The sequence below is a fragment of the uncultured Pseudoflavonifractor sp. genome, from assembly GCF_944387805.1.
Classification (GTDB): domain Bacteria; phylum Bacillota; class Clostridia; order Oscillospirales; family Oscillospiraceae; genus Pseudoflavonifractor.
Window position 1 is genome coordinate 1 of the sequence record NZ_CALXGI010000026.1, and the last position, 24,967, is coordinate 24,967.

The 24,967-nt window shown below is 60.5% G+C and carries 22 protein-coding genes and 1 pseudogene; 17 read left to right on the forward strand and 6 right to left on the reverse strand.

Going from position 1 to position 24,967, the window contains the following annotated elements:
* A pseudogene (locus Q0K06_RS08050) lies at positions 1-177 on the forward strand (dihydropyrimidine dehydrogenase); the annotation flags it as partial.
* Positions 178-348: 171 nt separating this feature from the next.
* Positions 349-981 (forward strand): flavodoxin family protein, encoded by a 633-nt coding sequence (locus Q0K06_RS08055; protein ID WP_294550919.1) that lies wholly within the window; start codon positions 349-351, stop codon positions 979-981.
* A 64-nt stretch (positions 982-1,045) separates the two neighbouring features.
* Here the strand turns inward: Q0K06_RS08055 and Q0K06_RS08060 are convergent, their stop codons facing one another.
* The 3 genes from Q0K06_RS08060 to Q0K06_RS08070 form a co-directional block, all read right to left on the reverse strand.
* Positions 1,046-2,365 (reverse strand): Ig-like domain-containing protein, encoded by a 1,320-nt coding sequence (locus Q0K06_RS08060; protein ID WP_294550921.1) that lies wholly within the window; start codon positions 2,363-2,365, stop codon positions 1,046-1,048.
* Positions 2,366-2,667: 302 nt separating this feature from the next.
* On the reverse strand, positions 2,668-3,438 hold the full coding sequence (locus Q0K06_RS08065) for a type III pantothenate kinase (protein ID WP_294550923.1): 771 nt from the start codon (positions 3,436-3,438) through the stop codon (positions 2,668-2,670).
* Positions 3,439-3,468: 30 nt separating this feature from the next.
* A complete protein-coding gene (locus Q0K06_RS08070; RefSeq protein WP_294550926.1) occupies positions 3,469-4,104 on the reverse strand; it encodes an ECF transporter S component in 636 nt (211 codons plus the stop codon).
* A 240-nt stretch (positions 4,105-4,344) separates the two neighbouring features.
* Here Q0K06_RS08070 and coaBC point away from each other — a divergent pair, with 240 nt between their 5' ends.
* Entirely contained in the window at positions 4,345-5,550 is a 1,206-nt protein-coding gene (gene coaBC, locus Q0K06_RS08075) for a bifunctional phosphopantothenoylcysteine decarboxylase/phosphopantothenate--cysteine ligase CoaBC (protein WP_294550929.1), read from the forward strand.
* Positions 5,551-5,621: 71 nt separating this feature from the next.
* Here the strand turns inward: coaBC and Q0K06_RS08080 are convergent, their stop codons facing one another.
* Positions 5,622-6,809 (reverse strand): FtsW/RodA/SpoVE family cell cycle protein, encoded by a 1,188-nt coding sequence (locus Q0K06_RS08080; protein WP_294550931.1) that lies wholly within the window; start codon positions 6,807-6,809, stop codon positions 5,622-5,624.
* Positions 6,810-7,088: 279 nt separating this feature from the next.
* On the opposite strand from Q0K06_RS08080, the gene tsaE reads away from it, so the two are divergent.
* The 5 genes from tsaE (at position 7,089) to murF (ending at position 11,569) form a co-directional block, all read left to right on the forward strand.
* Positions 7,089-7,517, forward strand: coding sequence for a tRNA (adenosine(37)-N6)-threonylcarbamoyltransferase complex ATPase subunit type 1 TsaE (gene tsaE / locus Q0K06_RS08085; RefSeq protein WP_294550934.1), 429 nt, complete (start codon positions 7,089-7,091; stop codon positions 7,515-7,517).
* The gene (tsaB, locus tag Q0K06_RS08090; protein WP_294550937.1) at positions 7,514-8,251 is read left to right on the forward strand and encodes a tRNA (adenosine(37)-N6)-threonylcarbamoyltransferase complex dimerization subunit type 1 TsaB; all 738 of its coding nucleotides are present in this window, start codon (positions 7,514-7,516) and stop codon (positions 8,249-8,251) included. Before tsaE ends, tsaB begins: the two co-directional genes overlap by 4 nt.
* 31 nt (positions 8,252-8,282) lie before the next feature.
* Complete coding sequence (upp, locus tag Q0K06_RS08095) at positions 8,283-8,912, forward strand: uracil phosphoribosyltransferase (RefSeq protein WP_294550985.1); 630 nt, start codon at positions 8,283-8,285, stop codon at positions 8,910-8,912.
* A 184-nt stretch (positions 8,913-9,096) separates the two neighbouring features.
* Complete coding sequence (locus Q0K06_RS08100) at positions 9,097-10,149, forward strand: D-alanine--D-alanine ligase (protein WP_294550940.1); 1,053 nt, start codon at positions 9,097-9,099, stop codon at positions 10,147-10,149.
* 28 nt (positions 10,150-10,177) lie between these two features.
* Positions 10,178-11,569, forward strand: coding sequence for a UDP-N-acetylmuramoyl-tripeptide--D-alanyl-D-alanine ligase (gene murF, locus Q0K06_RS08105; protein WP_294550943.1), 1,392 nt, complete (start codon positions 10,178-10,180; stop codon positions 11,567-11,569).
* Between the two features lies 1 nt (position 11,570).
* Here murF and mtnA read toward each other — a convergent pair whose 3' ends face one another.
* Positions 11,571-12,590 carry an S-methyl-5-thioribose-1-phosphate isomerase gene (gene mtnA / locus Q0K06_RS08110; protein WP_294550946.1) on the reverse strand — a complete coding sequence of 340 codons (1,020 nt, stop codon included), beginning with the start codon at positions 12,588-12,590 and terminating at the stop codon, positions 11,571-11,573.
* Between the two features lie 86 nt (positions 12,591-12,676).
* On the opposite strand from mtnA, the gene abc-f reads away from it, so the two are divergent.
* From abc-f to Q0K06_RS08155, 9 genes are all read left to right on the forward strand, one after another.
* Positions 12,677-14,578, forward strand: coding sequence for a ribosomal protection-like ABC-F family protein (abc-f, locus tag Q0K06_RS08115; RefSeq protein WP_294550949.1), 1,902 nt, complete (start codon positions 12,677-12,679; stop codon positions 14,576-14,578).
* Positions 14,575-15,273: a YdcF family protein gene (locus Q0K06_RS08120; protein ID WP_294550952.1), complete on the forward strand. Its 699-nt coding sequence runs from the start codon at positions 14,575-14,577 to the stop codon at positions 15,271-15,273. Before abc-f ends, Q0K06_RS08120 begins: the two co-directional genes overlap by 4 nt.
* 1 nt (position 15,274) lies before the next feature.
* The gene (gene prfA, locus Q0K06_RS08125) at positions 15,275-16,342 is read left to right on the forward strand and encodes a peptide chain release factor 1 (RefSeq protein WP_294550954.1); all 1,068 of its coding nucleotides are present in this window, start codon (positions 15,275-15,277) and stop codon (positions 16,340-16,342) included.
* Positions 16,343-16,371: 29 nt separating this feature from the next.
* Positions 16,372-16,641, forward strand: coding sequence for a hypothetical protein (locus Q0K06_RS08130; RefSeq protein ID WP_294550956.1), 270 nt, complete (start codon positions 16,372-16,374; stop codon positions 16,639-16,641).
* A gap of 178 nt (positions 16,642-16,819) precedes the next feature.
* The gene (locus Q0K06_RS08135; protein WP_294550959.1) at positions 16,820-17,845 is read left to right on the forward strand and encodes an L-threonylcarbamoyladenylate synthase; all 1,026 of its coding nucleotides are present in this window, start codon (positions 16,820-16,822) and stop codon (positions 17,843-17,845) included.
* Between the two features lie 20 nt (positions 17,846-17,865).
* Positions 17,866-18,483 (forward strand): dephospho-CoA kinase, encoded by a 618-nt coding sequence (gene coaE, locus Q0K06_RS08140; RefSeq protein WP_294550962.1) that lies wholly within the window; start codon positions 17,866-17,868, stop codon positions 18,481-18,483.
* A 12-nt stretch (positions 18,484-18,495) separates the two neighbouring features.
* Positions 18,496-19,908 (forward strand): aminopeptidase, encoded by a 1,413-nt coding sequence (locus tag Q0K06_RS08145; RefSeq protein ID WP_294550964.1) that lies wholly within the window; start codon positions 18,496-18,498, stop codon positions 19,906-19,908.
* A 355-nt stretch (positions 19,909-20,263) separates the two neighbouring features.
* Entirely contained in the window at positions 20,264-21,640 is a 1,377-nt protein-coding gene (locus Q0K06_RS08150; RefSeq protein ID WP_294550966.1) for a sensor domain-containing diguanylate cyclase, read from the forward strand.
* 120 nt (positions 21,641-21,760) lie between these two features.
* Positions 21,761-22,498: an ATP-dependent Clp protease proteolytic subunit gene (locus Q0K06_RS08155; RefSeq protein ID WP_294550968.1), complete on the forward strand. Its 738-nt coding sequence runs from the start codon at positions 21,761-21,763 to the stop codon at positions 22,496-22,498.
* Between the two features lie 60 nt (positions 22,499-22,558).
* Here the strand turns inward: Q0K06_RS08155 and Q0K06_RS08160 are convergent, their stop codons facing one another.
* Entirely contained in the window at positions 22,559-24,940 is a 2,382-nt protein-coding gene (locus Q0K06_RS08160; protein WP_294550986.1) for a phosphoketolase family protein, read from the reverse strand.
* Between the last annotated feature and the right edge of the window lie 27 nt (positions 24,941-24,967).

Below are 24,967 nucleotides of genomic sequence, written 5' to 3' on the forward strand. Positions count from 1 at the left end.
CCCGGCCTGGACACCAACAAGAAGGGCTGCCTCATCGTGGCGGACGACGGCGTGACCACAACCCGGGAGGGCGTGTTCGCCGGCGGCGACGCGGTGACCGGCGCGGCCACCGTCATCCTGGCCATGGGCGCGGGCAAGAAGGGCGCCGAGCAGATCAACGCATACCTCTCCAAGTAAGAGAAAATACATAACAGGGCAGAGCCGCAGCTGCGGCTCTGCCCTGCTGTCTATCATGGGTGCTTACGTTCTGGATAGTAACTATCGGAACAGTACGTACTTGCAAGCAGGAATGGAAATGTTATAAAGTATAAAAGTATAGAGGAGAATCCCTGCAAGGAGGACGAGAATATGAAGATTCTAATGGTAAACGGAAGCGCAAACCAGCATGGCTGCACCTACACCGCCCTCAGCGAGATTGGCGCGGCGGCTCAGGAGCTGGGAGCGGAGTGGGAGATCGTCCAGCTGGGCGGTCAGCCCATGAGGGACTGCATCGGCTGCAACCAGTGCGGTGGAAAGGGAAAATGTGTCTTTGCCGACGGCGGTGTAAATGAGTTCCTGGAGAAGGCGATGGAGGCTGACGGCTTTGTGTTTGGAACGCCGGTCTACTACGCACACCCCAGCGGCCGCCTTCTGAGTTTTCTGGACCGGGCGTTTTATGCCGCATCAGGCGGCGGAAAGTCCCCCTTTGCGGGCAAACCCGGCGCGGCGATAGCGTCCGCCCGGCGGGCCGGAACCACCGCCTCGCTGGATGTGATAAACAAGTACTTTGGCATTACCTCCATGCCCGTGGTGTCCGGCACCTACTGGAATATGGTCCACGGCCGTTCGCCGGAGGAGGTGCGCCGGGATCTGGAGGGCCTTCAGACCATGCGCAACATTGGCCGGAACATGGTGTGGATGATTGAGCAGCTGAAGAAGGCGCCCATGCCGCAGCAGGAGAAGGGTGTGTTCACCAACTTTATCCGCCCTGCCGGACAGTAAAAACCGGCCATACAGGGAGACCGCGCCTGGCTATAGCCCAGGCGCGGCCTCTGCTTTTGTATGCTTACCAGTTGAACCAGCCGCCGCTGTCTCTGGCGTCCAGAACCTCCAGGGCACCCAGAATCATCTCGGCCGCTTCAGCCCGGGTGAGCTGGTCGTTGAGCCCCAAGGTGCCGGTGCTGCTGGTTGTGAGCACGCCGCAGCTCTCCAGATTGGCGGCAGACTGAACCGCCCAGGCGGGGGCCAGTTCATCCACTGCGGCCATAGCCTCAGACACATCGGACACCTGGAGGGCACGGTCCAGCAGGACGGTCGCCTCAGCCCGGGTGATGGTGTTTTCTGCGTTGAATACAATGCGGCCCGCCTCGTCGGCAGCACCCTGAACCACTCCGGCCTTCAGGGCGGAGGCGGCGTAGCCCTTGGCCCAAGTGGGGATGGCGTCATCGTCGGCAAAGCCGGTGGTGGTCACGTCCTCCAGGGCGTCCAGCCCGGCGGCTTTCATGGTCATGGTGAGAAACTCGCTGCGGGAGACAGGCGTGTCAGGGTTAAAGAAGTATTCCCCGCCCATGCACTCGCCTACAAAGATGCCCTCCTCGGCCAGGCGAATGGCCGCCTTGCAGGCGGGCATGCCGTCCATGTCTGCATAGGTCACCTTGGTGGAGGCCTTCTCAATCTTAATCTTCACCGTTGCCGGGGCGGAGGTGTTGCCAACTGCATCTACCGCCACATAGGTGAAGGAGTCCTTGCCGGTCTTGTTCTCATAGGGGGTGTAGACAAACTCGTTGGAGCCGTCCTCCGGCATGGTGACGGAACCTCTCGCGGGCTTGTCCACCAGCTGGAAGGTGAGAAGATCGCCCTCTGGGTCGGTGGCGGCAAAGCGGGCGGTAATGGCTACATTCTTGTAAGTGCACAGCTCCAGGTTTTCTGCAATGGGGGCGCTGTTGGCCTCGCTGAGCAGGTGGAGGTTTACCTCCACCGGGCTGCCGGAGACGCCGGAGGAGAACACAGGGGTAAAGGAAAAGCTAGCGGCGGTAACAGCGGAACCAGTCAGGGGCTGAAAGGACAGGCCGGACACCGCATTCATGGTTACCACATCGCCGGCGTTCAGGGGCTGACCGCCCAGTGTCAGGATGCCGGCGGCCTGGTCAGGCAATGTGGAGATGACAATGGCGTCCAGGGTACCGCCGCTCTGAACCACAAAATCGTCGGCGGAGAAGGAAATGGCGCTGCCTACGGGGCCGTTCTTGGAGAAAATGGCCACCGAGGGGGGGTCCGCCTCCTCGCCAAAGCCGAACAGGGCCGCGGCGGGGAGCGCGAAGGTGAGGAACAGTGCGGTCAGAGAGAGCAGGGGAAGAGAGCGGCGCAGAAATGCACGATGCTTCACGGAAAAAGACCTCCTTGGTAAATGGATGGGGACTGAATGCAGCCTTATTCTTTACCAATAGAGAGAGATTATGCTAAACAGGCGAAAAACTTCATGCGCCCAGGGAGCACCACGAAAGCAGGGGAAAGCCGGGGCGCATGAAGTTTTCGCGCATGTGAGCCGTCTCAGCCCGTGCGCTGTGATTTCATGGCCGTGCCGCTTACAGCGGCAAAGGGCCATTTTTGCTATGTTTTTGCATAGCAAAAGAAGCGGCCCGCCGGATTTCCGGCAGGCCGCCTGGGCATGGGTTAGGAGATTGAAGCTCAGCTCTTCTTGTTTTTCTTGTAGAGGATATTCAGCCCCTTGAGAAGCAGATTTTTTTCCAGCCTGATGTCCCGCTTGCACAGGGGCACCACAAACTGGGCGATGCCGCCGGTGGCCACCACGGTGGTGGGCTTGCCCAGCTCCTCCTCGATGCGGTCCAGCATGCCGTCCAGCATGGCGGCGGCGCCGTACATAATGCCGCTGCGCATGCATTCCACAGTGTTCTTGCCGATGACCCGGCGGGGCTTGTCCAGCTGGATGCCGGGCAGCTGGGCGGCGTGGCTGGACAGGGCCTCGGCGGAGACCCGGACGCCGGGGATAATGCAGCCGCCCAGGTAGGAGTTGCCGCAGTCCACCACCTCAATGGTGGTGGCGGTGCCCATGTCCACCAGGGTGAGAGGCGGGGCATACTGCTGGAGGGCGGCCACGGCGATGACGATGCGGTCGCTGCCCACCGAACTGGGGTCGTCCATGCGGATATTCAGCCCGGTTTTGATGCCGGGGCCCACCACCATAGGTGTAAGGCCAGTCAGCTTGACAAGTCCTGTGCGCACAGAGTTGAACACCGGAGGCACCACCGAGGAGATGATGCAGTCCTCCACCTGGGAGAGGGGCACGCCGAAAAAGTCAAGCAGGTTCTTGATCTCCACGCCGTACTGGTCGGAGGTCTTGATGTGGTCGGTGGCGATGCGGGCCTCAAACCGGATCTGGTCGTGCTCGATGCCGCCGATGACGATGTTGCTGTTTCCGATATCAATGGCCAGAAGCATGGGCTTCGCCTCCCAAAACAGTTGTGACGCTCAGGCCGCCTGGAGCCGGGGCTTGGCGAGCCGGAGCAGATTTTTCCCAATGACCGCCACCAGGACAGTGGATACAATAGCCTCGGGGATACCGTTGGCCAGAATGGTGGTGAGAATCAGGCCGGAGACCGCCTCCAGGGCCACCTCCTTGGCCTGGGCGTACTGCTGGGTAAAGAGCAGGAAGATACTGCCCATGACCGTCACCGTGTTGACCATGGAGCCGGTAAAGCCCACGATGGACAGGGCGGTCCAGCTGTTCACTCTGGTGCGGGACAGGGCCTTCCACAGCCAACCCGCCGCCACGCCGATGAGGATCCGGCAGCCCACCGCCACCCACAGGGCCTTGACCGCACCGGACAGGCCGGTGGTGCTCATGAAGGGGGAAAAGGCGAAGGAGGTGAGGGCTGGGGTAAAGGTGTTGATGATGACGGAGCAGATGCCGAACACGCCGCCCAGAATGCCGCCCGCCAGGGGCCCGAAGAGAATGGCGCCCAGTATCACGGGGATGTGAACGGTGGTGGCCTTGGTGACCACCAGAGGGATCATGCCCAATGGAGTGTTGGCCAGCAGCACGACGATGGCCGCCATCATGGCCACGCCGGCCATCCATTTGGCGTCTTTCCTGCGGTTTTTCATATTCAATTACCTCCTGCTGTCGCTCCTCTGAAGAGGATGCAACGCAATTTTGAAGCGCGCTGCCGGCGCGCTTTCCGACCTGTTATTATACCGAATGGGAGGCCGGTTTGCAAGGGAAAAACGGGCGCGGGGACCTGCGGAGAGGGAGAAAAGGGTGCTTTACAAGGTGGGATTTCTGTGTCATAATGCCAGTGGAGGCCGTACACGCCTCCATATTTCACGAAAAAATGAGGGTTTATCATGTTGCAGGGAAAGACGGTTCTTCTGGGGGTAACGGGCGGTATTGCCGCCTATAAGGCGGCGGCGCTGGCCTCGGCGCTGGTGAAGCAGCACTGCTGCGTGGAGGTCATCATGACCGCCCACGCTACCGAGTTCATCACGCCCCTGACCTTTGAGCAGCTGACGGGGAACCGGACCATGGTGGACACCTTTGACCGGAACTTTGTCCACCAGGTGGAGCATGTGTCCCTGGCCCACCGCACCGACCTGGTGCTGGTGGCGCCTGCCACGGCCAACGTGTGCGCCAAGCTGGCCCACGGCCTGGCCGACGACATGCTGACCACCACAGTGCTGGCCTGCAAGTGCCCCAAGCTCATCGCCCCTGCCATGAACACCAATATGTTTGAAAATCCGGTGACCCAGGACAACCTGGACGTCCTGCGCCGGTACGGCTGGGAGGTTATCCAGCCCGCCAGCGGCCGTCTGGCCTGCGGGGACACGGGGGCGGGCAAGCTGCCCGAGCCGGAGCAGCTGCTCCAGCACATCCTGCGCCGCCTGGCCCTGCCCCACGACCTGGAGGGCAAGCGGGTGCTGGTGACGGCGGGCCCCACCCAGGAGGCGCTGGACCCGGTGCGCTACATCACCAACCACTCCACCGGCAAGATGGGCTACGCCATTGCCAGAATGGCCATGCTGCGGGGCGCGGAGGTGACGCTCATCTCCGGTCCCACCGCCATTGACCCGCCGCCCTTTGTGGAGGTGGTGCCGGTGGTGTCGGCCGCCGACATGTTCGACGCGGTGGCACAGCACAGCGCAAATGCCGACTGGATTTTCAAGTCCGCCGCCGTGGCCGACTACACTCCGGCGGAGTACAGCGGCGACAAGGTGAAGAAGAAGGAGGGGGACATGAGCATCCCCCTCACCCGGACCAAGGATATTTTACAGTATCTGGGCGGCCACCGGCGGCCGAGCCAGTTCATCTGCGGCTTCTCCATGGAGACCAGGGACATGCTGGAAAACAGCAGGGCCAAGCTGGAGAAAAAGCATGTGGACATGATCTGCGCCAACAACCTGAAGGTGGCGGGGGCCGGCTTCGGGGGGGATACCAATGTCATCACCCTCATCACCGCCGATGGTGCGGAGGAGCTGCCCCTGATGAGCAAGGAGGCGGCCGCCGACCGGATTCTGGATGCAGCCAAAGCCCGCAGCAGCACTGAACAGGGATAAGCCTTTACAGAGCCTGAAAACAGGAAACGGGCTCCATCCACTAATTTGGATGGAGCCCGTTTTTCATACAATTATGATTGCAGATTGCTCCGGTCGGACAGCCAGCTGGGCAGGGAGCGCATTTTGATGCTGGAGACCAGCCCCATGGCGGCGTACATGGTGACGACGGAGGAGCCGCCATAGCTGATGAAGGGGAGGGTCAGGCCCACCACGGGGAAGATATACAGGCACATGCCCACGTTGACCGCTACCTGGGCCAGCAGCATGCCGGCGAAGCCCATAGCGATGAGGGCGGACTGGAGACTGCGGGCCCGCTTGGCCACCCAGATGCACCGGAGAATGATAAAGGACAGCAGCAGCAGCAGGAGCACGCAGCCCACCAGGCCGAACTCCTCGCCGCAGACAGCGAAAATCTCGTCGGTCTCCCGGGCGGGGAGAGAGGTCTTGTATTTGCTCTGGGTCTGAGGGCCCTGGAGGTATCCCATGCCGGTGAGCCCGCCGCTGCCGATGGCCATGATGCTGCGGGTCTGCTGCCAGCCGGTGTCCTGGGTCTGCTCGTAGAGAGTCTCCTGGTTCCCGGTCAGATGGTCGATGACCACAGTAAAGCGCTGGAAACGGTAGTCGTCGCTGACGTGGGGCCAGATGAGCACCACTGCCGCCACACACACCACGATGGCCAGCAGGAACCACCGCTTCTTCACGCCGCCTGCCCAGGCCACCACTACGAAAATGAACAGATAGGTGAGCACCATGCCGAAGTCGCCGGAGGAGATGGCGATAAAGCCTGCCATTATCAGTGTATGGCCGGCAATCTGCAAGACAGACGCAGGCCGGGAGATACCCCGCTCCTGGAGTTTAGTACATTGCCAGGCCAGCAGGAGTACAAAGGAAAGTTTGACAATCTCAGCGGGCTGAAGGTTCACCGGAAAGCCGGGGATATGGATCCAGCTCTGGTTGCCGTTTACGTTCACGCCCAGAGGAGTGCGGGTAAGAAGCACAAACACAAAGTTAAAGGCCAGAAGGAATTTCCAGGATCGCTCTGTAATGAGCTCCACGTCCACGGAGGAGATGAAGATGTAGACCAGAATACCCAGCACAACGGCGATGGACTGGACGATAATATTCCGATAGCCGCCGATGTAGCGGGTGGCGCTGTAAACCAGCACCAGGCCGTAGGCGGAGGCGGCGATGCACAGAGATAGCAGCAGAAGATCTCCCTTTCGGAAGAACTCCCGCAGGGAGTCGGTAATCCAGGACAAGAAAGAGCCTCCTTTCAGAGGAAATGGGGATAGAGTCAACCTGTTGCAAGGATTTGGAGCGCAGACCGCCCGGCTCCCCGCACCGGAACAAAGCCGTTTTTCCTGGGAGGTCAGGGTGTTCCCCGGGGACAGCTTTGCTCAGCACGCATTATTCTACCATCTTTTTTAAAAAGCGTAAACAAGTTTTGCGCAGTGTTCACACATATGTTATAATGTCCCACATAAGTAAGACTGCCGGAGGGCCCAGCAGGCTGTTTCGGCAGGAATCTGAGGTGTAATATGGAATATGTTTCAAATGCCCCGGAGGAAACCGAGGCTCTGGGGGCCGCTCTGGCGGAGCGGCTGAAGCCGGGGACAGTGGTGGCCTTCAGCGGGGACCTGGGAGCGGGCAAGACCGCTTTTGTCCGGGGCATGGCCCGTGGCCTGGGCATCCCTGAACGGGTGACTAGCCCAACCTTTACCATTGTAAATGAGTATGAAGGAGGCCGCCTGCCTCTGTTCCACTTCGACATGTACCGCCTGGACAGCTCTGACGAGCTGTTCGACATCGGCTGGGAGGACTACCTGGTCCGGGGCGGAGTGTGCGCCGTGGAATGGAGCGAGAACGTCTCCGACGCTCTGGACGCAGACTGCATCCGGGTGGACATCCGACGAGGCGCCCACGATAACCAGCGGCTGATTACCATAGCGGGAGGGGGAGCGGCATGAAGATATTGGCGCTGGAGACCTCTGCAGTGGCCTGCTCGGTGGCTCTGTGCGAGGATGAGAAGCTGCTGGCCCAGTTCTTTCAGAACAATGGCCTGACCCACAGCGTGACCCTGATGCCCATGTGCCAGGCCATGCTGGCCGGGTGCGGCGTGAAGCTGGAGGATGTGGACGTCATCGCGGTGGCGGCGGGACCGGGGTCATTTACCGGCCTGCGCATCGGTGTGGCGGCGGCCAAAGGCCTGGCCTGGCCGGGGGACAAGCCCTGTGCTGGGGTGTCTACCCTGGAGGCCATGGCCTGGACGGTGGCCCATGCGGAGGGGGCGGAGATCTGCGCTGTTATGGACGCGCGCCGGAACCAGGTGTACAACGCCCGCTTTGCCGCCGTAGACGGCGCGCCGGTGCGGCTGACCCCTGACCGGGCTATCAGCCTGGCCGAGCTGGGGGAGGAGCTAAAAAACAGCGGAAAGCCGCAAATAATAGTTGGAGACGGTGCAGGGTTATGCTATAATAATTTGAACGGGTGTGGGCCGCAGCTCCGCATGGCGCCGCCCCATCTGCGCCTTCAGACAGCATGGGGCGTGGCCCGGGCCGCCCTGGAGCAGGCCCGGGCGGGCACGCTGACCACGGCTCAGAACCTTGCGCCCGACTATCACCGCCTCTCCCAGGCGGAGCGGGAGCGTCTGGAACGGGAACGTATGCAGGCGCAGACAGAGACTGCCGCGTCCACGAAATAAACATACAAAGGGGACATTGACGATGGAAAAGATGGATAAGGTACATGTGCTGGACCACCCTCTTCTACAGCATAAGCTGAGCATTCTGCGGGATGAGCGCACCGGCGTGAAGGATTTTCGCGAGGTGGTGTCCGAAATTGCCACCCTGATGTGCTACGAGGCCACCCGGGACCTGCCTCTGGAAGAGGTGGAGATTAAGACTCCGGTCGCCACAGCCAAGTTCAAGGCTCTCTCGGGCAAAAAGCTGGCCATTGTGCCCGTGCTGCGGGCCGGTCTGGGCATGGTGGACGGTATTCTCACCCTGATCCCCTCTGCCAAGGTGGGGCACATCGGCCTGTACCGTGACCCCCAGACCCTGGAGCCTGTGGAGTACTACTGCAAGATGCCCAACGACATCTCCGAGCGGGATGTCATCATTCTGGACCCCATGCTGGCCACCGGCGGCTCCGCTTCTGCCGCCATCCAGTTTCTCAAGAACTACGGCGTCAAGCACATCAAGCTGATGAACATCATTGCCGCCCCCGAGGGCATCGAGCGGGTGCAGAAGGACCATCCCGATGTGGATGTGTACTGCGCCGCCGTGGACGAGAAGCTCAATGACCATGGCTACATTGTCCCCGGCCTGGGCGATGCTGGCGACCGCATTTTCGGCACCAAGTAACACATTCACAACCAAGTGCAGCGGCCCTTCGGTAATAAACCGGAGGGCCGCTGCCACTTATAAGAAAATTTTCTCAGGCTGCTGGCGGCAGGGAGAAAACGGTTGAGTATTGGAAGAGGAAGTGCTATAATATTTTCCAAGTGCGTAAACATGAAAAAGACTGTTCCGAGAGGAGTTTCCCATAATGAAAATCGTGGTTTTGGCCGGCGGACTTTCGCCGGAGCGGAATGTGTCCCTGTCCACAGGCACCATGGTGGCCGAAGCCCTTACCAGCCTGGGCCATGAGGTGGCCATGGTGGATATGTACTTCGGCGTGAAGGAGAAGGGGGCGGAGCTGTCCGGCCTCTTCGGCGCGCCCATCTCCGAGGAGCACAAGCGGGTGAGCCGTCAGGCCCCCGATCTGGCGGCGGTGAAGGCAAGCCGAACTGAGGGCGGAGACAACATGTTCGGCCCCGGTGTGCTGGAGCTGTGCGGCATGGCCGACCTGGTGTTCCTGGCCCTCCACGGCTCCTGCGGCGAGGACGGCCGGGTCCAGGCTGCCTTTGACCTGATGGGCATCCCCTACACCGGCTCCGGCTATCTGGGCAGCGCCATCGCCATGGATAAGGACCTGACCAAGCGGATGGTGGCCGACGTGGTCAGCACTCCCGGCTGGAAGACAGTGTCCTATACCGCCGCCGACATCGACAGGCTGGTGGAGACCGCCCGGCTGCCTCTGGTGGTGAAGCCGGTGGCCAGCGGGTCCTCCATCGGCGTGTCCATCGCCCATACGCCGGAGGAGCTCCGCACCGCCCTCACCGAGGGCCTGGCCCTGGGCGGCCGGACCGTGCTGGAGCAGTATGTGAAGGGCCGCGAGCTCCAGGTGGCCATTCTGGAGGATAAGGCCCTGCCCTCCATTGAGATCATCCCCAAGCAGGGGTTTTATGACTACGAGAACAAGTACCAGCCCGGCGCGGCCGAGGAGGTCTGCCCGGCAGACATCAGCTCCGAGGCGGAGCAGAAGCTGCGCGCCGCTGCTCTGCGGGTCTACGAGACCTTGGGCCTGTCCGTGTACTCCCGGGCGGACTTCATTCTGGACGCTGACGGAGAGCCCTGGTTCCTGGAGATTAACACCCTGCCCGGCATGACTCCCACCAGCCTGGTACCCCAGGAGGCCGCCGCGGTAGGCATTGACTACAACATGCTGTGCCAGCGCATTGTGGACGCGTCCCTGGCGGCGCGGAAGCAGGGCCGGTAAGAAAAAGACTGGACACAAGGAGAAGCATATGGAACCGATCACCATACGGGACATTCTCACGGCGGTAAAGGGCCGAATCCTGGGCGATTTTGAAAATTTGGATCTGGAGATCAGCCGGGTGGAGACGGACAGCCGCACCATCCACGAAGGCTCTCTTTTCGTCCCCCTCATCGGCGAACAGTTTGACGGCCATGCCTACATCACCGCGGCTCTGGAGGGGGGCGCTGCGGCCTGCTTTACCCAGCGGGACCGGGAGAGCTATCTGCCCGGCAAGTGCTACATCCGGGTGGACCATACCCAGCGGGCCCTGCGGGAGCTGGCGGTCTGGTACAAGAAGAAGTTTGACATCCCGGTGGTGGCGGTGACGGGCAGCGTGGGCAAAACCACCACAAAGGATATGGTGGCCGCCGTCCTTGGGGAGCGCTACAAGGTACTCAAGACCGAGGGAAACCTGAACACGGACATCGGCACCTGCCGTACGCTGTTCCGGCTGGACAAGAGCTATGAAATTGCGGTGCTGGAGATGGGCATGAACCACCCCGGCGAGATTGAGGTCATGTCCGCCATTGTCCAGCCCGACGTGTGTCTCATCACCAACATCGGTGATTCCCACATCGAGCACCTGGGCTCCCGGGAGAACATCCTCAAGGCCAAATGTGAGATTTTCAGCCACGCTAAGCCGGGGTGCCTGGCGGTGCTCAACGGGGACGACCCGCTGCTGCGCACCCTGGAGGGTAAGCTGCCCGGGCCCATCCTCTGGTGCGGCGGCGCGGACGGGCTGGATTACACCGCAGACAACCTGGTAAGCGACGGGACATCCAATGTAAGGTGTGAAGTAAAAACACCTCACAGCAGCTGCCAGGTAGAGATTCCCGCCCTGGGCAGCCACATGATTTACCCCACCTTGATGGCGGCGGCGGTGGCAGAGCACTTTGGCGTCACGGCGGAGGAATTTCGCCGGGGTGTGCTCCACTTCGCCCCCACCAAGATGCGTATGAACATCATCCAGCGGGGGGAGGATATCACCATTCTCAACGACACCTACAATGCCAATCCCCAGTCCATGCGGGCGGCGGTGGAGGTGCTCTCCAAGACTCACGGATCTCCGAAAATCGCCGTGCTGGGGGACATGTTTGAGCTGGGTACACTGGCCCCCGCCCTTCACGCCGGCATCGGCACCTACCTGGGCAAGGCCGGTATCGACTGCCTGGTGGCCGTGGGCGAGCTGGCCAGGAACATCTACGACGCTGCGGCCGAGGCCAAGGTGCCGGAAATCCACTACTGCGCCACAAAACAGGAGGCCCTGCCCATCCTGGCGCAGGTGGTGAAACCACACGCGACCATTCTGGTCAAGGCCTCCCGGGGCATGGCGTTTGAAGATTTGACAGAGTACCTGAAGAGCATCACCCAGGAGCCCTGAGTCAGCCGAAGAGCTTGGCCAAGTTCTCCTTGAAGGGCGGGTAGATGACCCCCTTTTCGGTGATGATGCCGGTGAGCAGCTGGTGGGGGGTCACGTCAAAGGCCGGATTCCAGGTGCGCACCTGCTCCGGCGCGGTCTGGACCCCCGCCAGATGGGTCACCTCAACGCCGGGGCGCTCCTCAATGGGAATGCCGCTGCCGTCCGGAATGGACAGGTCGATGGTGGAGGAGGGCAGGGCGGTGTAAAAGGGGATACCGTGGTAGCGGGCGTTGACCGCCACCGAGTAGGTGCCGATTTTGTTGGCAAAGTCCCCGTTGGCGGCCATTCGGTCGCAGCCCAGAATCACCAGATCCACCTTGCCCTGAGCCATGAGAAAACCGGCCATATTGTCGGTGATGAGGGTGCAGGGAATGTTGTCGTGCACCAGCTCATAGGCGGTGAGCCGGGCGCCCTGGAGCAGGGGACGGGTTTCGTCAGCGTAAACCATATCCACTTTACCCTGACTGAAAGCAGAGCGCACCACGCCCAGCACCGTGCCATATCCGCCGGTGGCCAGGCTGCCGGCATTGCAGTGGGTGAGAATGTGGGCGTGGTGGGGCACCACCGCCGCGCCGAAGTCGCCCAGGGCGTGGTTCATAGCCACATCCTCCTGGTGGATGGCTTTGGCCTCCCGGATAAGGGCGTCAATGGCCTCCGGTATGCCGCCGTTGGCCTTCAGGCAGCCGGCCATGCGGCGGAGGGCCCAGAACAGGTTGACGGCGGTGGGCCGGCTGGCGGCCAGCACCCGCTCCGCCTCCTCCATGGCGGCGGAAAAGTCGGGCGCACTGCGCAGCTCCAGCGCGGCCAGACAGTAGGCATAGGCAGCGGTCACGCCGATGGCGGGGGCGCCCCGCACCACCATATCGGTGATGGCCTTGGCCACGGCCCGGAAATCCGTATAGGCGATCCAGTCCTCCCGGACGGGAAGTCTTGTCTGGTCGAGAAGGTAAAGCGTATTTCCTTCCCAGCGAATTGCATCCATAACGAAGCCTCCTAAGCGCTTCGGCCGCCGGCAGGGCGGTCGGTGATATAGTAATTGTAGCACAAAGGACTGACAGGAGACAAGAAATGATAGATATATCCGTCTCAAACCTGACCAAAGAGTTTGAGGTAGGCAAGAAAATACTGGATGGACTCACCTTCCAGGTGGACCAGGGGGAACGGGTGGGCCTGCTGGGCAAAAACGGCGCGGGCAAGACCACGGTGTTCAAAATTATCACCGGTGAGATGGACTACGACGACGGCCAGGTGATGACCGCGCCCGGCAAGACGGTGGGCCTTATCTCCCAGATTCCGGTCTATCCGCCGGAGTACACCGTAGAAGACGTGCTGAATACGGCCTTCTCCAAACTCCACAAGATAGAGGAAGAGATGACCGCTCTCACCGCTCAAATGGGGGAGAACAGCGACCCGGCCCTGCTGCGGCGGTATGGGGAACTCTCCGCCGCCTTTGAGGCCAAGGGCGGTTACGACACTGCCACCGAGCTCAACAAGGTATGCAATGGTCTGGAGATTCCCCAGGCCATGCGGGAGCAGCTTTTCTCCGCCCTGTCCGGCGGAGAAAAGACCCGGGTGAATCTGGGGCGTCTGATTCTGGAGGACACCGACATCCTCCTGCTGGACGAGCCTACCAACCACCTGGACCTGCGGGCCACCGAGTGGCTGGAGGAGTACCTGGATAAGTTTAAGGGTACCGTGCTGGCAATCTCCCACGACCGGTGGTTCCTGGACAAGGTGGTCCGCCGGGTAATTGAAATTGTGGACGGCAAGGCTGAGTTCTACGAGGGCAATTACAGCTTCTACGTGGTGGAGAAGGAACGCCGCTACCAGGAAAAGCTCAAGCAGTACGAGAAGGAGCAGGCCAAGATTGAGCAGCTTCAGAGCGCCGCGGACAAGCTCCATTTGTGGGCTTTCATGGGCAATGACAAGCTGCACAAGCGGGCTTTCTCCATGGAGAAGCGCATTGAGCGCATGCGCACCACCGATAAGCCCAAGAAGGACCGGAAGCTGGACATCCGCTTCGGCGAACGGGATTTCCGGGGCGACGAAGTGATGGTCATCAAGGGGCTGGCCAAGCGCTTTGACGGCCGGACACTGTTTTCCGATGTAAACCTGTTGGTGGAGGGGGGCGAGCGCATCGCCCTGCTGGGAGACAACGGCACTGGTAAATCCACCCTGATTAAAATCATCATGGGGGAGGAGCAGCCCAGCGAGGGCAAGATCCGCATGGGCCCTACGGTAAAAATCGGCTACCTGCCCCAGATCATCCACTTCTCCCACCCCGAGCGCAACCTGGTGGACACCATGATCTATGACCTGGACTGCTCCACCCAGACTGCCCGCAACCGGTTGGCCGCCTTTAATTTCCAGGGCGAAGACGTGTTCAAGCCGGTGTCCGCCCTGTCGGGCGGCGAGCAGAGCCGCCTGCGGCTGTGCATGCTGATGGACGAGAAGATCAACCTGCTGATTTTGGACGAGCCCACCAACCACCTGGACGTGGCCAGCCGTGAGTGGATTGAAGAGGCGGTGGAGGACTACGAGGGCAACCTGCTCTTTGTCTCCCATGACCGTTACTTCATCAACCGCTTTGCCACCCGTATCTGGATGCTGGAAGACGGCCATATCACCGATTTTGTGGGCACCTATCAGGAATTCCAGGCCGCCCGGCAGCGGAAGCAGGCTCAGGCCAAGGCTGCGCCTGTGATGCAGGAGGAAAAGCCTAAGAAGGAGAAACCCAGGCGTCCCGGCGGCACCAAGGAGCTGGAGAAGCAGGTGGCGGCGGCGGAGCGGGCGGTGGCCAAGGCAGAGGAGCGGCAGTATGAGCTGTCCCTCAAGGCTGAAGAGGTGGCCTCCAACTATCTGGAGCTCCAAAAGGTGTACGAGGAGCAGAAGGCGCTGGAGGATGAGATTGCCGCCCTGTATGCCAAATGGGAGCAGCTGGCCGCCGAACTGGAGGAGGCCCAGGGATGAAGAGACAGAACGCATACCGCCCCTACGGCGGGAAGAGGCTCCATCCGCTCCTGCGGGTTTTGATGGCCCTGATCGGGCTGGGGCTTATCTGTTTTGCTGTTCTGGCTGCCATTGTGTACGCAGGAGAGAGAACGCAAATTCATGGCACGCCTGAGGTGATGATCATTCTGGGCTGCAAAGTAGAGCCGGACGGACCGTCGGAGCTGCTGCAGGACAGGCTGGATACAGCGCTGGACTATCTCAATGCTCTGGACAGCCCCATCCCGGTTATTGTCAGCGGCGGCCAGGGCCGGGACGAGCCGGAGAGCGAGGCGGCCTGCATGGCCGGCTATCTGACTCAGTCCGGCTATTCTGACACATACATCTATCTGGAGGATAACTCCCATAACACAGCTGAAAACCTGGGTTATTCCCTGGAATACCTGGAGCGGCTGGGGGTGGACCCTGCGGAGGGCGGGGTGCTGATTGTGTCCAATGGGTTCCATCTGACCCGGGCACGGATGCTGGCGGAGCGGTTTGGATACGGCAATGTGTCCACCCTGGCGGCCCCCTCCAGCCACCTGCCATCCCGGATCAGCATGTTTTTCCGGGAGCCTCTGGCACTGGTAAAGTCCTTTCTCCTGGATCGGGAGATTCCCCAGAATCATGCAGCAACACCTATGGCTGAGGTCAGCCGAATCATTGACGGAGGTTAACATGCTGGACAAGCTCAAAAGCCTGGAGCTCCACTATGAAGATCTGGTGGCACGTCTCAACGCCCCGGAGACCTACGCCGACCCGGCGCTGGTAGCAAAGCTGAATAAGGAGCAGAGTGAGCTGGAGCCTCTGGTAGAGACGTACCGCCGCTATATGCGGCGCCAGCGGGACATGGAGGAGGCCAGGAGCCTGATGTCCGACCCGGACATGAAGGAGCTGGCCCAGGAGGAGTTTTCTCAGGCCAAGGCGGAGTCGGAGGAACTGGAGCAGAAGATGAAGATTCTCCTGCTGCCCACCGACCCCAATGACAACAAGAATGTGATCGTAGAGATTCGCGCCGGCGTGGGCGGGGAGGAGGCGGCACTGTTCGCCGCGTCCCTGTACCGGATGTACTCCATGTACGCTGAAAACCGCCACTGGAAAGTAGAGGTGGCGAGCTTGAACGAGACTGAGCTGGGAGGAATAAAGGAAATCTCCTTCACAGTGGAGGGGGCGGGAGCATACAGCCGCCTGAAGTTTGAGAGCGGCGTCCACAGGGTACAGCGGGTGCCTGAGACCGAGTCGGGCGGGCGGATTCATACTTCCACTGTTACGGTGGCGGTGCTGCCCGAGGCCGAGGAGGTGGACGTGGATATCAACCCGGCTGATATTGAAATGCAGGTGTTCCGCTCGTCAGGCGCCGGCGGACAGCATATTAACAAGACCTCGTCTGCCGTCCGGCTCATTCACAAGCCAACCGGCATGGTGGTGGAGTGCCAGCAGGAGCGCAGCCAGTTCCAGAACCGGGACAAGGCCATGCAGATTCTCCGCTCCCGGCTCTATGAGGCGGAACGGCAGCGTGTGAGCGCGGAGTGGAGCGAGGAGCGGCGCAGCCAGGTGGGCACGGGCATGCGCAACGAGCGCATCCGCACCTACAACTTCCCCCAAGGCCGCCTGACAGACCACCGGATTGGACTCACCCTCTACAAGCTTGAGGATGTGATGAACGGCGACCTGGATGAGATTATAGACAGTTTGATTACCGCCGACCAGGCGGAGCGATTGAAAAAGAGCGGAGAGGCGGACTAAGGGCCCTCCCGCGAAAGGAGATTTTTACAATGGAAATGCTGATTCACTATACCGGACTGCCCCAGGGCATGGAGCAGGAGGAGTTTAAGCTGGCTGTGGCCAACCTGCTGGAGGAGGACGGCTGGCTCACCGGCTCCGGAGAGGACGACAAGGGGTACTATCTGGAGCTGGAGCTGGAGGACGAGAAGGTGAATCCCAAGCACTGCATCGTGGCGGTGCGGGGATATCTGTGCGGAGCCGGCTTTCCCCGGGATACCTCTCTGGAACTGGCCGGTGTGGCGTCCAATATCTACGGCTGAACCATCCAGCCGACGGAATGACAAGAAAGGAGCCCCTGTATGAAAAAGGTGACTGCGATTTTGAACATTCTCTCCGGTATGGCGCTGATTGCCGCCGGCATTGTGGGCCTGGTGCAGGCCTGTACGGAGCGGGACACGGACGGCTGGAACTGAAATCTGATTTTCGAGGCGAACAAGTGTGATAACACAACGACTGACAGTCCAGGACATCCGTGCGGCAGCGGAGATTCTCAAGCGGGGCGGCCTGCTGGGCATTCCCACGGAGACGGTTTACGGCCTGGGGGCCAGCGGCCTGGACCCGGAGGCGGTGGCCCACATCTTTGCGGCCAAGGGCCGGCCTCAGGACAACCCGCTGATTCTCCACGTCCCCTCGGCGGACTGGCTGGAGCGGTACTGTGAGGACATCCCCGCCGCGGCCTACGCTCTGGCGGAGCGGTTCTGGCCGGGACCGCTGACCATGATTCTCAGACGCAATCCCATTGTGCCGGACGCGGTGACTGCCGGACTGGACACGGTGGGTATGCGCTGTCCCGCCCATCCGGTGACCCGGGCCATTATCGCGGCGGCCGGGGTTCCGGTGGCGGCGCCCTCGGGGAATACCTCCGGCCGGCCCAGCCCTACCAGCGCGGCGGACATGCTGGAGGACATGGACGGGAAGATTGACGGCATTGTGGACGGGGGACCCTGCACGGTCGGGGTGGAGTCCACCATCATTGACCTGACGCTGACGCCGCCCCGTCTGCTGCGGCCCGGCGGCGTGACCCTGGAGCAGCTCAGGGATGCCCTGGGCGAGGTGGATGTGGACCAGGCGGTTACCCGCCTCATGGGCAAGGACGAACATCCCCGGGCGCCCGGCATGAAGTACCGCCACTACGCCCCCAAGGCGCCGGTGACGGTGGTGAAGGGCCCGGCGGACAAGACCGCAGCCTACATCCGGGATCATTTGGGATCTAAGAGCGGAATTATCTGCTTTGATGAGTTTGCGGCGGAGTTCCCCGGCCACCAGGTGGAGACCATGGGCCCTGCCGCCGACAAGGAAGAGCAGGCCCGCCGGGTCTTTGACGCCCTGCGATATTTTGACAGCACCGATGTAGAGGAGATCTGGTCCCAGTGCCCGGACGACGAGGGCATCGGCCTGGCTGTGTCCAACCGGCTGAACAAAGCAGCCGGGTTCCATATTGTAGACCTGAACCAACATCCATAATGGACCGGGCGGCGAGAAGAATGAAGATTATCGGCATTACCGGCCCTACCGGGGCGGGAAAGACCACTGCCCTCAGGGCGGTGGTCGCTCTGGGTGGCTGCGTCATTGACTGCGACCAGGTGTATCACCAGCTTCTGGAAGAAAGTGCCGCCATGAGAAACGAGTTGACGGAACGCTTCGGACGCGGTATCCTAGACAGTGAACAGCGGCTGGATCGAAAGAAGCTGGGCGCTCTGGTTTTTCAGAGCAAGGCCCTGCTGGCCGACCTGAATACCATCACCCACCGTTATGTCCGTCAGCGGGTGGAGGAGCTGCTCCGCGCGGCTCGGGCAGAGGGGCGTCCTCTGGCTGCCGTGGACGCCATCGCCCTCATTGAGAGCGGCCTGGGCGACCTGTGCGACGCGGTGGTGGCTATCCTGGCCCCGCCGGAAGTACGGGTCAGGCGCATTATGGCCCGGGACGGTATTTCGGAGGACTACGCACGCATGCGGGTGAAGGCACAGCAGAGCGACGCCTTTTTCCGGCAGAACTGTACTGCTGTACTGGAAAACACCGGAGAAGAGGCGGAGTTTGCCCGGCAGGCAAAGGCCCTGTTTGAAAAAATACTGAATCTCGGAGCGGAAATCCGTCCCGAGTAAGGAGGAAATAAGATGGAAGAGAAACAGAAGACAGCGGGTGAGCTGCGGCGTGAGGCCCTGCTCTACCAGCCCAAGAACGGCTATGACCGCCTGACGGCGGAGGACGAGGCCGCCATGAAGTCTTACTGTGAGGACTACAAGAAGTTTCTGGACGCGGGCAAGACCGAGCGCGAGTGCGTGGACGAGACCGTCCGCCAGGCCGAGGAGCGGGGCTTCAAGCCCTTTGTCCGGGGCATGGCGGTCAAGCCCGGCGATAAGCTCTACCGGGTTAACCGGGGCAAGGCCATTATGCTGGCCGTAGTAGGCACATCTCCTCTCAGCGAGGGCGTCAACATCGGCGCGGCCCACATCGACTCCCCCCGCCTGGACATCAAGCAGAACCCCCTCTATGAGGACACGGAAATGTGCTTCCTCAAGACTCACTACTACGGCGGCATCCGCAAGTACCAGTGGGTGACCATCCCTCTGGAGCTCCACGGCGTCATTGCCATGAAGGACGGCAGCGTCATCAAGGTGGCTGTGGGCAGCGGCGCAGGCGATCCCCTGTTCACTGTGGACGACCTGCTGCCCCATCTGGCGGCTGACCAGAACAAGAAGAGCCTGGCTGAGGCTATTCCCGGCGAGAGCCTGAACGTGCTGGTGGGCAGCCGCCCCTTCAAGGATGATGAGGGCTCTGAGCGGGTGAAGCTGGCCATCCTGGATCTGCTGAACCAGAAGTACGGCATTGTGGAGGAGGACTTCATCTCCGCCGAGCTGACCGCCGTGCCCGCCTTCCGCGCCAGCGACATCGGCTTTGACCGCTCCCTCATCGGCTCCTACGGCCACGACGACCGTGTCTGCGGCTATGCGGCCCTGGCGGCCCTCTTCTCTCTGGACGGTGCGCCTGCCCGCACCGCTGTGTGTATGCTGGCCGACAAGGAGGAGATTGGCTCCGAGGGTGTGTCCGGCATGAAATCCGCGGCCTTTGACACCTTTATGAGCGACCTGTGCGACGCCCAGGGCGTGGCTCTGAAGGCCTGCTATGAGCGCTCCTTCTGCCTGTCCGCCGACGTATGCGCCGCCTATGACCCCAACTTCCCTGAGGCCTTTGAGAAGCGCAACAGCGCCTTTGTCAACCGGGGCATGGGCCTGTGCAAGTACACCGGCGCCCGGGGCAAGTCCGGCGCGTCCGATGCCTCCGCCGAGCTGGTAGCTTACACGCGCCGCATCCTGGACGAGGCCGGCGTGGTGTGGCAGATGGCTGAGCTGGGCAAGGTGGATCAGGGCGGCGGCGGCACTGTGGCCGTCTATATGGCCGAGCGTGACATCGATACCCTGGATGCAGGTGTACCCGTGCTCTCCATGCACGCCCCCTATGAGACCGTAAGCAAACTGGACTGTTACATGACCTACAAGGGTATGAAGGCAGTTTACGAAGCGCGCTGACGAGACAGAAACAACGGGCTCCGCATAATGCGGAGCCCGTTGCCGCATGTATGCGTGTTTAGTCAAATTTGACTGGGCAAAATTCCTAAATAAAAATATGTCGAAATTAGTAGAATAACAATAAAAAATGTCGAATTTAATGTGATAAAACCGAAAAAGAACACTTTAAGTCACATTAGGAGAAAAAAGGGAAAAGAAAAAATTTATTTGAAATTGAAAGTGTACAAATACTTTGCTATAATTTTAGTATCTCAGCAGAAGTGCGGGTGAGGGGATGGACTGGCACCGAAGCAAGAACAGACTAAGATATGCAATTGCGCTGGCCGTATTCCTGTGCTACCTTGCAGCGGCATTTATGGTGTTCTTTGCAAGCGTGGATAATGCGGTCAGAAAGAATACCGTAAAGCTGCTCCGCTCTAATGTGGAACAGCAGAGCTATCACTTTGAGGCGGTTATTGAGCTTCAGTTCGATGCGCTGGAAGCGGCTGCCGGCTATATCGGCATGGAGTTTCAGGACCTTCAGAAGGAGGAGATTGAAAATATCCTCCGCTCCATATCCTCCACGGATACCTTTGGCCGTACCATGCTGATTTTGCCAGACGGGACCGGATACAGCAGTGATGGCGTCCGTACAGAGGTAGCGGATCGGGCGTATTTCCAAAAGGCTATCAAGGGGGAGCGCGCCCTGAGCGATCCCCTTCTCAGTTCCGTGGATGGGGACAATAAAGTGGTGCTTGCTGTTCCGGTGTGGCAGGACGATGAAGTGATCGCTGTCCTGGGCGGCTCTTATGATGTGGGTGCGCTGAGCAGCCTGCTGTTTGCGGATATCTATAACGGGAACGGTCAGTCCTTTCTTATTACATCAGACGGCACAGTTATAAGTGCCGGTACAGCTGACGCTGACTGGACAGAGCAGAATTTCTTTGAGGCGTATGGAAAGGTAAAGTTCTCCGAGGGATCGCTGGATCAGATACGGGAGGATTTTCAGAACAGAAGCGGCGGCAGCATTATTGTAGAGAGCGAGGGCGTAGGCAGTTATCTGGCCTATGAGCCGCTGGAATGCAATGATTGGGTGCTCTGCTATGTGGTAAGCGAAGAAAACGCCCAGTCCAGCTATGTGTTTATCACCCACTATGAACTGCTGCTGGGTGCGGCATTTTTGGCTGGTGTGGGAGTTTTGCTGCTGACGCTGTATCAGATGAATGCCCGGGACCGGCGCAGGCTGGTGCGGAAGGCAGAGGAGGATTCTCTGACCGGACTTCTCAACAAGGAGAGTACAGCCAGAAGCATTACAGACTGGCTCAACGATGAGCGGTGCAGGGGGCTCCAGGTGCTTCTGATGGTGGATCTGGATCGCTTTAAACAGATCAATGACACCTACGGTCACGCCGCAGGGGACCAGGTACTGAAAAAGACAGCGCAGGTTCTGCGCGGCGTGGTCCGGGAGACAGATATTGTGGGCCGGGTTGGCGGCGATGAATTCATGGTATTCCTGAAGAATGTGGGCAATCCGGAGGTTGCGCAGCGGCTGATGGCCACGGTCAACAGCCGCATCCGCGCCATCAGCGTGGATGAAATTCCCCAGGAGACACTGTCGTGCTGTATCGGCGCAGCGTTTTACCCCCGTCATGGCAGGGACTTTACGCTTTTGTATGAGAACGCGGACCGAGCTCTCTATGAGGCAAAGCGGGCGGGCGGAAACAGATACGCGGCCTTTGAGTCTGTGGAGTGAGGCCGGACTGCCTGGCAGGACGAAGAGAAAAAGGACTTGGCGGAACTTCGCCAAGTCCTTTTTTACGGATGAAATGCCCTGTGTCCGCTCATACTAAGGACACAGGGAGGTGGTTTTTCTATGTCAGAAGAGACGCAGGAGACCGGTGCATCGGAGTGTGAGGAACAGAGCAGAGAACTCAACGCCCGGCAGCAACAGATTGTAGACATGGGCTCTGCAACCATCAGAACGGAACGGGGCACGGTTCATACTATCACCATTGTGGGACAGATAGAAGGACACCAAATACTGCCCGCCACCGCCAAGACCACCAAATATGAGCATGTGATGCCTCTCCTGGCGGCCATTGAGGAGAGCAGTGAGGTGGACGGCGTGCTCATTCTGCTCAACACTGTGGGGGGAGATATTGAGGCAGGGCTGGGCATTGCCGAGCTGATTGCCAGCATGCGCAAGCCCACCGTGTCTCTGGTACTGGGGGGCGGGCACTCTATCGGCGTACCACTGGCGGTGTCCGCCAAGATGTCCTTTATTGCGCCTTCCGCCGCCATGACCATTCACCCGGTGCGGCTCAACGGCCTGGTCATCGGCGTGCCCCAGACCTTCTACTACTTCGAGCGCATTCAGGACCGCATTATTCAATTTGTCACCCAAAACAGCCATGTGGATCGGGAGACCTTTACCAAAATGATGCTTCAGACAGGGGAACTGGCGGCTGACGTAGGCAGCGTTATCTACGGTGAGGAGGCGGTGAAAATCGGCCTCATCGACCGCATCGGGGGACTCTCCGACGCGCTGGATTGCCTCCACAGCATGATGGAGGAGGAGCGGCAGCGGCGGATGAATGTTCTGAAGCAATGAAGAGAACAATACGCCCCGGAGACACGCTTTGTCTCCGGGGCGTATTCTGCGGCCGGGGGATTACTCAATCCCCTGACCGTTGTTCCATTTCCAGTTTCTAATCTCCGGCATGTCCTCTCCATAGGTAGTGATGTACTGCCGGTGCTCCACCAGCTTGTCCCGCATGAGCTGGATGAGAAAGGCGCCCCGGTTGCCCAGCTGAGGCAGACGCTTGACCGTATCCATCACCAGATGGTAGCGGTCAATATCGTTCTGTACCCGCATATCAAAGGGAGTGGTGATGGTACCCTCCTCCTTATAGCCACGGACATGGAGCTTCTTGTTGTGGCGGCGGTAGGTCAGCTCATGGACCAGAGTGGGGTAGCCGTGAAAAGCAAAGATGATGGGCTTGTCAGTGGTAAAGTAGGCGTCGTAGTCCTCGTCGGTGAGGCCGTGGGGGTGCTCGGTGTGGGGCTGGAGCTTCATCAGATCCACCACGTTGATGACCCGGATATGGAGTTCAGGCAGGTACTTGCGCAGGATGGTCACCGCAGCCAGAGTCTCTAGAGTGGGGGTGTCTCCGCAGCAGGCCATGACCACGTCGGGCTCAGCGCCCTGGTCGTTGGAGGCCCACTGCCAGATGCCGATGCCCTGGGTGCAGTGCTTCACCGCCTGGTCCATGGTGAGCCACTGGGGCCGGGGGTGTTTGGAGGCGATGATCACATTGACGTAATTCCGGCTCTTGATACAGTGGTCGAAGGTGGACAGCAGGCAGTTGGTATCAGGGGGGAGGTAAAGCCGCACTACGTCCGCCTTCTTGTTGGCCACATGGTCCAGAAAGCCGGGGTCCTGATGGGTGAAGCCGTTGTGGTCCTGCTGCCACACATTGGAAGCCAGCACATAGTTCAGGGAGGCAATATCCTGGCGCCAGGGCAGCTGAGAGGCCACCTTAAGCCACTTGGCATGCTGGGAGACCATGGAATCCACAATACGGATAAACGCCTCATAGCTGACAAAGACGCCATGCCGCCCGGTGAGAAGATAGCCTTCCAGCCAGCCCTGGCACATGTGCTCGGAGAGCATGGCGTCCATAACCCGGCCCTCGGTGTCCAGGTTCAGGTCGTTGTGAATGAACTCAGTGTTCCACCGCCGTCCGGTCACCTCAAAGACCGGCTCCAGTCCGTTGGATTTGGCCTCATCAGGGGCGAAGATGCGGAAGTTTTTGGCCTCCATATTAAGCCGCACCACATCCCGCATGTACTTGCCCAGCTGGTGCATGTCCTCACCCAGGTGATCGCCGGGGGAGGGGACGTCCACCGCATAACTGCGGAAGTCGGGGCGGCGGAGGTCGCGGAGGACCTGGCCGCCGTTGGCATGGGGGTTGGAGCCCATGCGCCGGTTGCCAACAGGAGCCAGCTCACGCAATTCGGGAATGAGCCGCCCGTTTTCATCGAAGAGCTCCTCCGGGTGGTAGCTGCGCATCCAGGACTCCAACAGGGCGATATGCTCCGGATGGGCGGCGTCGGCGGGGACAGGAATGCGATGGGCCAGGCAGGTCCCCTCCACCGGGAAACCGTCCAGGGATGCGGGGCAGGTCCAGCCCTTGGGGGAGCGGAATACAATCATGGGCCAGCGGGGGCGGGTAGGGTCGTTCTGGGTGCGGGCGTGCTCCTGAATACGGCTGATTTCCCGCACCGCCCAGTCCAGGGCGGCAGCCATGGTCTGGTGCATCTGCGGGACGTCGTCCCCCTCTACAAACCGGGGCTCCCATCCGCAGCCCTTGAAGTACATCTCCAGTTCCTCATGGGTGATACGTCCGAAGATGGAGGGGCCGGCGCTCTTGAAGCCGTTGAGGTGGAAGATGGGCAGCACGGCTCCGTCGGTGATGGGATTGATGAGCTTGTTGCTCTGCCAGGCGGCGGCCAGGGGACCGGTTTCTGCCTCGCCGTCGCCCACCACGCAGGCGGCAATCAGGTTGGGATTGTCCATCACTGCGCCGAAGGCGTGGGACAGGGAGTAGCCCAATTCGCCGCCCTCATTGATGGAGCCGGGGGCCTCTGGCCCTACATGGCTGGGGATGCCGCCGGGGAAGGCAAACTGACGGAAAAGCCGCTTCATGCCCTCCTCGTCCTGGCCCACGTTGGGATATACCTCGCTGTATGTTCCCTCCAGGTAGGTCTGAGCCACCACGGCCTCGCCGCCGTGGCCGGGACCAGCCAGGTAGATCATGTCCAGGTCATTGCGCGTGATGACACGGTTGAGATGGGTATAGATAAAGTTTTGCCCTGGCGCGGTGCCCCAGTGGCCCACAGTGTGCCGCTTGAGATGCTCCGGTTTCAGGGGCTGGCGGAGCAGCGGATTGTCCAGCAGATAGAGCTGACCCACAGACAGATAGTTGGCCGCACGCCAATAGGCGTCCATTTTGCGCAGCTGCTCCTGATCAAGAGGCCCCCGCTTTGACATACGGGCGGCAGATTTAAGTACGGGCTT